Annotated in this window: 7 protein-coding genes; 2 read left to right on the top strand and 5 right to left on the bottom strand. The window is 52.6% G+C overall.

Annotated elements, in window-relative coordinates; translation table 11 throughout:
* Positions 1-49 precede the first annotated feature (49 nt).
* Complete coding sequence (gene lptD / locus OGW16_RS07375; RefSeq protein WP_080625733.1) at positions 50-2,410, bottom strand: LPS assembly protein LptD; 2,361 nt, start codon at positions 2,408-2,410, stop codon at positions 50-52.
* A 379-nt stretch (positions 2,411-2,789) separates the two neighbouring features.
* On the opposite strand from lptD, the gene djlA reads away from it, so the two are divergent.
* A complete protein-coding gene (gene djlA / locus OGW16_RS07380) occupies positions 2,790-3,605 on the top strand; it encodes a co-chaperone DjlA (RefSeq protein ID WP_043018400.1) in 816 nt (271 codons plus the stop codon).
* 95 nt (positions 3,606-3,700) lie between these two features.
* On the opposite strand, the gene rluA is transcribed toward djlA, so the two are convergent.
* The 3 genes from rluA to polB all read right to left on the bottom strand — a co-directional run bounded on the left by rluA (position 3,701) and on the right by polB (position 9,807).
* Positions 3,701-4,360 carry a bifunctional tRNA pseudouridine(32) synthase/23S rRNA pseudouridine(746) synthase RluA gene (gene rluA / locus OGW16_RS07385; RefSeq protein WP_043018401.1) on the bottom strand — a complete coding sequence of 220 codons (660 nt, stop codon included), beginning with the start codon at positions 4,358-4,360 and terminating at the stop codon, positions 3,701-3,703.
* A gap of 11 nt (positions 4,361-4,371) precedes the next feature.
* Complete coding sequence (gene rapA, locus OGW16_RS07390; RefSeq protein WP_200008009.1) at positions 4,372-7,278, bottom strand: RNA polymerase-associated protein RapA; 2,907 nt, start codon at positions 7,276-7,278, stop codon at positions 4,372-4,374.
* A gap of 177 nt (positions 7,279-7,455) precedes the next feature.
* The gene (gene polB, locus OGW16_RS07395; protein WP_043018403.1) at positions 7,456-9,807 is read right to left on the bottom strand and encodes a DNA polymerase II; all 2,352 of its coding nucleotides are present in this window, start codon (positions 9,805-9,807) and stop codon (positions 7,456-7,458) included.
* A gap of 600 nt (positions 9,808-10,407) precedes the next feature.
* Here polB and OGW16_RS07400 point away from each other — a divergent pair.
* Entirely contained in the window at positions 10,408-10,791 is a 384-nt protein-coding gene (locus OGW16_RS07400) for a DUF4751 family protein (protein ID WP_043018405.1), read from the top strand.
* 42 nt (positions 10,792-10,833) lie between these two features.
* Here the strand turns inward: OGW16_RS07400 and araD are convergent, their stop codons facing one another.
* Positions 10,834-11,529: an L-ribulose-5-phosphate 4-epimerase gene (gene araD / locus OGW16_RS07405; RefSeq protein ID WP_043018406.1), complete on the bottom strand. Its 696-nt coding sequence runs from the start codon at positions 11,527-11,529 to the stop codon at positions 10,834-10,836.
* Positions 11,530-11,596: the final 67 nt, after the last annotated feature.

Here is an 11,596-nt window from a genome sequence, read left to right on the forward strand (position 1 = left end):
TTTCCATTTCAATTAACCGCAATGCGGATTACGTTGTAAATCAATCAGATCATAAAGAGCTTTGATACGGCAAAATGTTCGAACGCAACATTTGGTTGGTGCCGAGACCGTAGTTGGAGCTCAGGCCGCGCAGTTCGATATTAAAGCCGATCGTGTTGTCATAAACTGCATGTTTCTGAGTGTCATCCCAACCGTTCAGCTTACGTTCGTAGCCGAAGCGAATGGCGTAACAGCAGGAGTTGTACTGTAGGCCCAGCATGGAGTCCGCTTCTTTGTTCACGTTGGTGTCGAAGTAGTAAGCTCCGACAATCGACCAGCGATCGGCGATCGGGAAGCTTGCCACTGCGCCCACCTGCGAAATCCCGTTTTCATACTGGGCGTTAGTTACATCACGTGAAGGTACAGCGGCCTTAATGTACTCTGGGCTGGCATAACGGTAGTTCAGCTGCAGCATACGGTTTTCGTCGCGGCGGTATTCGATACTGCTATTGCTGGTTGCGATGCTATCCAGACGCGTGTCGTACTGGATCCCACTGCGTAAACCCCAGCGATCGGAGATGCGCCAGTAGGTATCGCCCGCCCATACCAGTGAGCCCGTTTTGTCGTCATTCTCCCATTCTGTATGGTCATCGCCGGTGCGAGACTCGGTGAAATAGTAGATTTGACCCACAGAAATATTAAAACGTTCAACGGCTGCGTCATCATAAACGCGAGATGTGACCCCGGTCGTCACCTGATTGGCGGAAGCGATACGGTCCAGACCACTATAAGTGCGGTCACGGAACAGGCCGCTATAGTCAGCTTGCAGCAGGGATGAGTCATAGTTATTGATATGACTTTGGTTGCGATACGGTACGTACAGGTACTGCGCGCGCGGCTCCAGCGTCTGGGTATAGCCCGGCGCTAGCATTTGCATGTCACGCTCAAATACCATCTTGCCGTCAACTTTAAACTGCGGCATGACGCGGTTGGCTGACTCGTCGAGCTTGTTAACGTTACTCGGGTTATTGTTGTACCAATCCAGATTGGTCTGCTGATAGTGTGTCGCCAGCAGCTTCGCTTCGGTATTGATACTCCCCCAGTTATTCGACAACGGCAGGTTAATCGTCGGTTCAAGGTGAACGCGGGTTGCTTCCGGCATGTAGTCCTTGGTGTTAACGAAATGCACCGCCTGGCCATAAATGCGGGTATCAAACGGACCAACGTCATTTTGGTAGAAGTTGACATCTAACTGCGGCTCAGCGGAGTAGCTACTGTTGTTCTGATCAGCGAAGACCTGGAACTGCTTGGTCGATACCGTGGCGTCAAAGTTCTGTACCGCGTAGCCAACGCTGAATTTTTGCGTGGCGTAGCCGTCGGTACTGGAACCATATTTATTATCGAAGTCGTTAAAGTAGCTGGAGTCGCTGACTTTGGTGTAGTCGACGTTGAAACGCCACACCTGGTCCATCACGCCAGAGTGCTGCCAGTAGAACAGCCAGCGACGTGAATTGTCATCTCTCGGATTTTCATCCTCGAACACTTTATCGGAGTTCAGATAATCGAACTCCATCAGGCCCGCACCAGCCTGAGTGAGGTAGCGGAATTCGTTCTCCCACATGATCCCGCCACGACGGTGCATATAATGCGGCGTGATAGTGGCGTCCATATTGGGCGCAATGTTCCAGTAGTACGGCAGGTAGAACTCAAAATAGTTCTTGGTAGAATATTTTGCGTTCGGGATCAGGAAACCGGAACGGCGCTTATCACCAACGGGCAACTGTAAATAAGGACTGTAAAAGATCGGAACCGGACCCAGTTTAAAGCGGGCGTTCCAGATCTCCGCGACCTGTTCTTCACGGTCATGAATGACTTCGCTACCGACAACGCTCCAGGTATCGGAACCTGGCAGACAGGAGGTGAAGCTACCGTTTTCCAGAATGGTATAGCGGTTTTCCCCACGCTGCTTCATCAGGTCGGCTTTTCCGCGCCCCTGACGGCCTACCATCTGGTAATCACCTTCCCAGATGTTGGTATCTTTGGTATTCAGGTTAGACCAGCCCTTCGGCCCCTTCAGAATAACCTGATTATCATCATAATGGACATTGCCCAGCGCATCGACGGTACGTACTGGCTCCGGCTGGCCATCGGCTTGCTTCTGGTGAAGCTGCACTTCGTCTGCCTGCAGGCGGCTATTACCCTGTGCGATGTCCACGTTGCCGGTAAACACCGCGTCATCCGGGTAATTCCCTTTGGCGTTGTCGGCATTGATGGTGACGGGTAATTCATTGGTCTCGCCCTGTACCAGAGGACGGTCATAGCTTGGCACGCCCAGCATACACTGTGAGGCGAGATCGGCTGCCAGGCCCTGATGGCTATAGAGGGCGCTGGCAATCATGGTGGCCAGAAGAGTGGGAATACGTTTTTTCATACGTTGTATTTATTGTTCCATCATCAGTAGCGTCGCGCGTGACAAACGGTCACAGCCTAACTTATCTCATCTTCACTTCGCTAGTATTAATCCTGCCCATTTTATACCCGCCACCTTTCAAGCTGCATCGTCGTTGTCTTCCTCGTTCACCCCAGTCACTTACATGGGTAAGCTCCAGGGGACTCACTACGTTGCCGCCTTGCTGCAACTCGAAATCCAACGGGTATAGCGTTTGTGGTGTTAGGCACGGCATTGAATGACAGGTATGATAATGCAAATTATAGGCGATGTCCCACAATTGACCGCAGCCGCAAATCGGTAAAAGCACCTTATATTGTGGGACATAGCCTGGCTGAGAGCATAAAGGTTTGGGGAGTCTATGCAGTATTGGGGAAAGATAATTGGTGTAGCCGTGGCCTTAATGATGGGCGGCGGCTTCTGGGGTGTGGTTCTGGGCCTGTTAGTTGGCCACATGTTCGACAAAGCCCGCATGCGCAAAATGGCGTGGTTTGCCAACCAACGTGAACGCCAGGCGCTGTTTTTTGCCACCACTTTTGAGGTGATGGGGCATCTGACCAAATCCAAAGGTCGCGTCACGGAAGCCGATATTCATATCGCCAGCCAATTGATGGATCGGATGAATTTGCACGGTGATTCGCGCACCGCCGCGCAACACGCCTTCCGGGTGGGAAAATCGGATAATTACCCATTACGTGAAAAGATGCGTCAGTTTCGCAGCGTCTGTTTTGGTCGATTCGATCTGATCCGCATGTTTCTGGAGATTCAGATCCAGGCGGCATTTGCCGATGGGTCGTTGCATCCTAACGAGCGTGAAGTGCTGTATGTGATTGCTGAAGAGTTGGGGATCTCACGTACCCAATTTGATCAGTTCCTGCGTATGATGCAGGGCGGCGCGCAGTTTGGCGGCGGGTATCAACAGCAGTCCGGCGGCGGTGGCTGGCAGCAGGCGCAACGCGGCCCGACGCTGGAAGATGCCTGTAATGTACTGGGAGTGAAAGCGACCGATGATGCGACCACCATTAAGCGCGCATACCGTAAGCTGATGAGCGAGCACCATCCGGACAAACTGGTGGCGAAAGGCCTGCCGCCAGAAATGATGGAAATGGCGAAGCAAAAAGCGCAGGAAATTCAAAAAGCTTACGAGCTGATTAAGGATCAAAAAGGATTCAAGTGATTGAATTGCCGGATGCGGCTAGCGCCTTATCCGACCTACGTTAATGAATGTAGGCCGGGCAAGCGAAGCGCCCCCGGCATAAATTGGCTCAGAATTTAAAAATCCGCCGGGACTTTAAACGTCATACTGTTGCCGTATTGGGGATGGGTGATGGTTAACATCTCTGCGTGCAGCAGCAGGCGCGGTGCTAACGCCAGGGCTTGTGGCGGGGCGTAGAAGCGGTCGCCCAGGATCGGATGCCCTAATGCCAGCATATGCACACGCAGCTGGTGGGAGCGTCCGGTAATGGGTTTGAGCACAACCCGGGCGGTATTATCCGCCGCGAACTCCACCACCTCATACTCGGTCTGCGCCGATTTTCCGGTCTCATAACACACTTTCTGCTTTGGCCGGTTCGGCCAGTCGCAAATCAGCGGTAAATCAACCAGTCCCTCGGCAGGAGCGGGATGCCCCCACACGCGCGCAACATACTGTTTCTTCGGCTCACGTTCGCGAAACTGGCGCTTTAGTTCGCGCTCTGCCGCTTTCGTTAGCGCCACTACAATCACGCCGCTGGTGGCCATATCCAGACGATGTACGGATTCAGCCTGCGGATAATCGCGCTGAATGCGCGTCATCACGCTGTCTTTGTGCTCATCCAGACGGCCCGGCACGGACAACAAGCCGCTCGGTTTGTTGACCACCATAATGTGCTCATCCTGATACAGGATAACCAGCCAGGGTTCCTGCGGCGGATTATAGTTTTCCATCCCCATGTATGGCTCCGTTACTGATGCGTCACGACGATCAGGCGCAGGGCATCCAGACGCCAGCCTGCCTGATCCAGGCTTTCCATCACCTGTTGACGGTTGCTTTCAATTGCGCTGAGTTCGTCATCACGGATATTCGGGTTAACGGCGCGCAGCGCTTCCAGACGGGAGAGTTCTGCCGTCAGCTTCTCGTCCGCTTCTTTACGCGCCGCGTCGATCAACGCGCGGGCCGATTTTTCCACCTGCGCTTCGCCGAGTTGCAGAATGGCATGAACATCCTGCTGGACGGCGTTGACCAGTTTACTGCCGGTATGGCGGTTAACGGCGCTGAGTTGACGGTTAAAGGTTTCGAATTCAACCTGCGCGGCAAGGTTATTGCCGTTTTTGTCCAGCAGCATACGTACCGGCGTTGGCGGCAGGAAACGGTTTAACTGCAGCTGTTTCGGCGCTTGCGCTTCCACAACGTAGACCAGTTCAACCAGCAGAGTACCGACCGGTAACGCTTTGTTTTTCAACAACGAAATGGTGCTGCTACCGGTGTCGCCGGAGAGGATCAGATCCAGACCATTGCGGATCAGCGGATGCTCCCAGGTAATAAACTGTGCGTCTTCACGTGACAGGGCGACATCGCGCTCAAACGTAATGGTGCAGCCATCTTCCGGCAGTCCAGGGAAATCTGGCACCAGCATATGATCGGACGGTGTCAGCACGATCAAATTGTCGCCACGGTCATCCTGATTAATACCAACGATATCAAACAGGTTCATCGCGAAGGCGATCAGACTGGTATCGTCGTCCTGCTCTTCAATACTTTCAGCAAGCCGCTGAGCTTTTTCGCCGCCGTTCGAATGGATCTCCAGCAGGCGATCGCGCCCTTGCTCCAGCTGTGCTTTCAGCGCGTCATGCTGTTCGCGGCAGGTCTTGATCAGATCGTCAAAGCCATCGGTGTTTTCTGGCTCAGCCAGGTAGCCGATCAGATTGTTATAGACTGTGTCATAGATGGTGCGTCCGGTCGGACAGGTGTGTTCGAACGCATCCAGACCTTCGTGGTACCAGCGCACCAGCACGGATTGCGCGGTTTTTTCCAGGTATGGAACGTGGATCTGGATATCATGCGCCTGACCAATACGGTCCAGACGACCAATACGCTGTTCCAGCAGGTCCGGGTTGAACGGCAGATCAAACATCACCAGATTGCTGGCGAACTGGAAGTTACGCCCCTCGGAGCCGATTTCAGAGCACAGCATCACCTGGGCGCCACTATCTTCTTCGCTAAACCAGGCCGCCGCGCGGTCACGTTCAATGATCGACATCCCTTCATGGAACACGGCGGCGCGGATACCTTCACGCTCGCGCAGTACCTGCTCCAGTTGAAGCGCGGTGGTGGCTTTCGCGCAGATGACCAGTACTTTTTGCGAGCGGTGGCTGGTCAGGTAGCCCATCAGCCATTCCACGCGTGGGTCAAAGTTCCACCAGGTGCCGGTGTCGCCTTCGAACTCCTGATAAATCTGTTCCGGGTAGAGCATGTCGCGCGCCCGGTCTTCCGCACTCTTACGCGCGCCCATAATGCCGGAGACTTTAATCGCCGTCTGGTATTGGGTTGGCAACGGTAATTTGATGGTATGCAGTTCGCGTTTCGGAAAGCCTTTCACACCGTTACGGGTATTACGGAACAGCACGCGGCTGGTGCCGTGGCGGTCCATCAGCATCGAAACCAGCTCCTGACGTGCGCTCTGGGCGTCTTCGCTGTCGCTGTTTGCCGCCTGCAATAACGGCTCAATATCCTGTTCGCCAATCATGTCGCCTAACATGTTCAGCTCATTGTTGCTCAGCTTGTTGCCAGCCAGCAGCATGGCGACGGCGTCGGCGACCGGACGGTAGTTTTTCTGTTCTTCAACAAACTGGGCGAAATCGTGGAAACGGTTTGGATCCAGCAGGCGCAGGCGCGCAAAGTGGCTTTCCAGGCCCAGCTGTTCAGGCGTTGCGGTCAGCAACAGGATACCCGGCACGCGCTCTGCCAGTTGTTCAACGGCCATATATTCACGGCTGGGCGCGTCTTCGCTCCACACCAGGTGGTGGGCTTCATCAACGATCAGCAGATCCCATTCGGCGTCACAGAGGTGCTCCAGACGCTGTTTACTGCGACGGGCAAAGTCCAGCGAGCAGATAACCAACTGTTCGGTTTCAAACGGGTTGTAGGCGTCGTGCAGCGCCTCTGCATAACGCTCATCATCGAACAGCGCAAAGCGCAGGTTGAAACGGCGCAGCATTTCGACCAGCCACTGGTGCTGTAGCGTCTCCGGGACGATGATTAGCACGCGTTCTGCAGCGCCGGAAAGTAGCTGTTGATGCAATATCATCCCGGCTTCAATGGTTTTACCTAAACCAACTTCATCAGCCAGCAGAACGCGAGGAGCATGGCGGCGGCCAACATCATGGGCAATGTTGAGCTGGTGGGGGATCAGGCTGGTACGTTGACCACGCAAACCACTCCATGGCATACGGTACTGCTCGCTCTGAAATTTACGCGCGCGATAGCGCAGCGCAAAGCGGTCCATACGGTCAATCTGACCGGCAAACAGGCGATCCTGTGGTTTGCTGAATACCAGTTTGCTGTCGAGCAGCACTTCACGCAGCGTTACACCGGTTTCTTCTGTATCAAGGCGGGTTCCGATATAGGCAAGCAGGCCGTTTTCTTCTTTTACTTCATCGACATGCAGTTGCCAGCCTTCATGGCTCGTTATCGTATCACCAGGATTGAACATCACGCGGGTCACGGGGGAATCACTGCGCGCATACAGACGGTTTTCGCCCGTCGATGAGAAAAGTAAAGTGACGGTTCGCGCATCCATGGCGACAACAGTACCAAGTCCCAATTCGCTTTCTGTATCGCTGATCCAGCGTTGACCAAGTGTAAAAGGCATATATGTTCGGCTCTATATCTTTAATTGCAGGCAATACTCGTCATTTTCCGGGCTAATCCCCGTTATTGAGAGCATACGACCCCGCTACCAGGCTAATAAATCAGTGGTAGTGGTGTTAAATGGGTCCAGGAATGGAAAGGGCGCTATGGTACTGGATGGCGGCGGTTTCGTCACGCGTCAAAATAACCCCAGTTGTCCTGTGAGTAGTGTAGCAAAATTATCGTCAATAAAGGGAAGAATTCCCTCGGCGACCGGCTGGATCTGACGGGTCAGATAATGCTCATAATCGAGAGCAGACTGCTGATAATCAACAGGTTCTGGACCATTAATCGTCCAGACATATTTAATCGTACCGCGATTCTGATACTGCGGTGGACGCCCCAGTTTGACATTCTGCTCATCGGCTAGCCGCGCAGCGCGCACGTGTGGCGGAACATTGCGCTGGTATTCGCTCAACGGGCGGCGCAGACGCTTACGGTACACCAGTTGTTCATCCAGTTCACCCGCCATCAGACGGTCGATAGTCTCGCGAACGAACTCCTGATAGGGCTGGTTACGAAAAATTCGCAGGTACAACTCCTGCTGAAACTGCTGGGCCAGCGGTGTCCAGTCGGTTCGTACCGTTTCCAGCCCCTTAAACACCATGCGCTGCTCAGCGCCCGCCTGAATCATCCCGGCGTAGCGTTTTTTGCTGCCGGTATCTGCACCGCGAATGGTTGGCATCAGAAAGCGACAAAAGTGGGTTTCAAATTCCAGTTCCAGCGCGCTGGTCAGGTTTTGTTGCTTTAGCGACTGCGCCCACCAGTCGTTGACATAGCTCACCAGCTCACGGCCAATCCGGGCGGCATCCTCTTCTGAGTGCGCCTTTTTAAGCCAGACAAAGGTCGAGTCGGTATCGCCATAGATAACGTCGTAACCCTGAGCTTCAATCAGCGCTTTGGTCTGACGCATGATCGCGTGACCGCGCATGGTGATAGACGAAGCCAGCCTCGGGTCGAAAAAACGGCAGGCGGTGGTGCCAAGCACGCCGTAAAATGCGTTCATGATGATTTTCAGCGCCTGCGAGAGCGGCTTATTGCCATGGCGTTTGGCTTCATCGCGCCCATGCCAGATCTGGGTAACGATTTCCGGCAGGCAATGTTTTTCGCGTGAGAACCAGGCGTCAAGGAATCCTTCGGTGCTGTGCTCCGGATCCGGATGTGCCATCCCTTCAATAAGTCCCACCGGATCGATCAAAAATGTACGGATAATTGACGGGTACAGACTTTTGTAATCCAGTACCAGCACGGAGTCGTACAAACCCGGGCGTGAGTCCATTACGTAGCCGCCGGGGCTGGCGTGTGCGGGAACCTCCCCCAGATTTGGCGCCACGTAACCCGCCCGGTGCATTCGCGGCAGGTAGAGATGGCCGAAGGCGGCAACGGAGCCGCCATGCCGGTCGACCGGCAGGCCATTGACCGTCGATCGTTCCAGTAGAAATGGCATGATCTCGGTTTTATGAAAAATACGCGTGACCAGCTCACAGTCTTTGAGGTTGTAGGTGGCGAGCGCGGGCTTATCCTGGGCAAACCGGCGATCGATTTCGTCCATCCTGTCCCAGGGATTATCAATTGACTTCCCTTCGCCCAGCAGCTCCTGCGACACCGTCTCCAGCGAAAATGACGAGAAATTCCAGAATGCGGATTTGAGCGCCTCGATGCCGTCGATAATCAGGCGACCTTTAGCCTGTGCGAAGAACACGCCGTTTTTGAAGCCATGCTCGCGCCACTCCAGCTCGCTATGATCACGACCAAAACGCAGAGGAATACGGTAACGTTCGGCATGCTTTTGCAGGACGCGTAAATCGAATTGCACGACGTTCCAGCCGATTATCACATCGGGATCGTGACGGGCAATCCAGTCGTTAAGTTTTTCCAGCAACAGCGGGCGGCTTGCGACGTACTCGAGTTCAAAATCCAGCGCTGAGGCGTCGCCGTTTTCCGGGCCGAGCATGTAGACAATACGCTGCCCACAGCCTTCAAGACCGATACAGTAGAGTTCGCCGTGGCGCGTGGTTTCGATATCCAGCGATACCCATTTCAGCGGCGGTCGATAATCCGGGTTCGGCTTCAGCCGGGCATTAACCAGCGTGCCATTATGTCTGTCGCCTTCAACCCAAACAGGGGACGTGATAAAGCGCTCCATCAGATACCGCTCCGGCGGGCGCACGTCAGCCTCATAGACAGTAACCGCGTTTTCGCGCAGCAGTTTTTCCAGGCGCATAAGCTGGCGATGTGAGCGGCAATACAGGCCGGAAACGGACTGGCGGTGGAAGTCTTGCAACTGAAGCGGCGTCAGGCGATAGCCGTTTTCAGTGCGTAATAATGATGTTACGCGAGGAACCTGACTGCCAGGAATAAACGCCACCGACTCCTGAGGCGCGAGCGTGACTTGCAGCGGCCCGTCGTCTGTAGCCAGCCAGAATGAGACCTCAGTTCCCTGCGGGGTGTCCCGCCAGTGCCGGGTTAAAATAAAGCCTGCCTGCGCCACGCTGCGTATCCATTAAAAAACCAGGCATTATTATAGCCTGGTTTACATGATTGTACTGTTATTTTGTACAGTTAAAAATGAACGTTGCAGGAAGTTGCCGCAACAGTAAAGGCAAAACTCCCTCTGCAGTAAAGTGTTACAGGGTCGGGTTTGGTATTGAATAAATGAATGCCGCTCTTGAATATTTTCCTTTGAATTATTTTATTGGCCTGTCATGGCTATTTGTATTTACTATTTCTTTGTGGTTATGTATTTTTCATAAGTTGGAAGTCCGCATCAGGATTTTTGTGTCATTTTCGGAATTGTGCTCATCCAGTTTTGTTACTTATCCCTCGGTTCAGAGAAAATTGTCCCTATTTTTATTTGTTTTTATTCATGGTTAGTGTAACTATTTTAATCGAAACATTCGGGTTGTCAGGTTGAATATAATATATTTATATGGCTTGCTATTGTCTGGATAAAAACGGATTTTCAGTTCGATTTCGTCGGGAATATCTCTCTGTATAATTTGATTTTTATCGCTTAATATAATTTTATTCATCTGATAGCTCGAGTGTTTTATATCAATAGCTTGGGTGTGTTGTATGATGGAGAGGTATTATGAATGTTTATACTCAGGCGTTACAGGTAGGATATGATCACTATCTCTTCGTGAATACTCAGTTATCTAATCCTACAATTAAGTCGGTAAGTCGATACATTGAGTATAGAACGTGGTCAGGGCAAATCTGGCGTACTGAGGTTATTGAACGAGGGAATGCTTTTTTTCACTGGCAAGGACATGACAGAATAAATGGGCATCGTGATACGGTTATTAATTACTTATTGAACGGACAACGCTGGCAATCAACAATTGCAGATTATATTTTCTTTCATTCACTGGATGGGGAGGATACTCTGGGACATTATGATAACGTGATTAAATACGTTTGTGCTAATAATTGTATGTATCGCAGTTCGTTTGCAGAATATATAACGGAATAAAAAGAAAGCGCGCCACTCTTTCCGGGCGCGCTTGTATTAATTTCACTGCCCATAGTAGGCTTTTGCGCCGTGTTTGCGCAGGTAGTGTTTATCCAGCAGGGTTTGTTGCATATCCGGCAACTGTGGCGCGAGTTGACGGCAGAAGATCCCCATATAGGCGACTTCTTCCAGCACAATGGCGTTATGCACCGCATCCTCGGCATTTTTTCCCCAGGCAAACGGACCGTGAGAATGCACCAGCACGCCAGGCATCTGCGAAGCGTCAATGCCTTGTTTCTCAAAGGTTTCAACGATCACGTTACCGGTTTCCCACTCATATTCGCCGTTGATTTCGTCCTCGGTCATTTTCCGCGTGCAGGGAATAGAACCGTAGAAATAATCCGCATGGGTGGTACCCGTGGCCGGAATCGACTGACCGGCCTGCGCCCAGATGGTTGCATGGCGTGAATGAGTATGAACAATACCGCCAATGGTTGGGAATGCCTGATACAGCAGACGGTGCGTCGGGGTATCGGAAGAGGGTTTCTTCGTACCTTCTACAACTTCACCGGTAGCGATACTGACGACGACCATATCTTCTGCGGTCATTACGCTGTAATCGACCCCGGAAGGTTTGATCACAAACACGCCGCGATCGCGATCGACAGCGCTGACGTTCCCCCAGGTCAGGGTGACCAGATTGTGCTTAGGTAACGCCAGATTGGCTTCCAGTACCTGACGTTTGAGATCTTCTAACATGATGCTCTCCGATGAATCTTGCCGGATGGCGCTATGCTTATCCGGCCTACAAATCGCACAGCCCTGT

The organism is Citrobacter sp. Ce104, assembly GCF_030334595.1.
In the GTDB taxonomy this organism is placed as follows: domain Bacteria; phylum Pseudomonadota; class Gammaproteobacteria; order Enterobacterales; family Enterobacteriaceae; genus Citrobacter; species Citrobacter europaeus.

Excerpts from the sequence above, each read along its gene's own strand:
- lptD (WP_080625733.1), bottom strand. The coding sequence starts at position 2,410 with ATGAAAAAACGTATTCCCACTCTTCTGGCCACCATGATTGCCAGCGCC.
- djlA (WP_043018400.1), top strand. The coding sequence starts at position 2,790 with ATGCAGTATTGGGGAAAGATAATTGGTGTAGCCGTGGCCTTAATGATG.
- rluA (WP_043018401.1), bottom strand. The coding sequence starts at position 4,360 with ATGGGGATGGAAAACTATAATCCGCCGCAGGAACCCTGGCTGGTTATC.
- rapA (WP_200008009.1), bottom strand. The coding sequence starts at position 7,278 with ATGCCTTTTACACTTGGTCAACGCTGGATCAGCGATACAGAAAGCGAA.
- OGW16_RS07400 (WP_043018405.1), top strand. The coding sequence starts at position 10,408 with ATGAATGTTTATACTCAGGCGTTACAGGTAGGATATGATCACTATCTC.
- araD (WP_043018406.1), bottom strand. The coding sequence starts at position 11,529 with ATGTTAGAAGATCTCAAACGTCAGGTACTGGAAGCCAATCTGGCGTTA.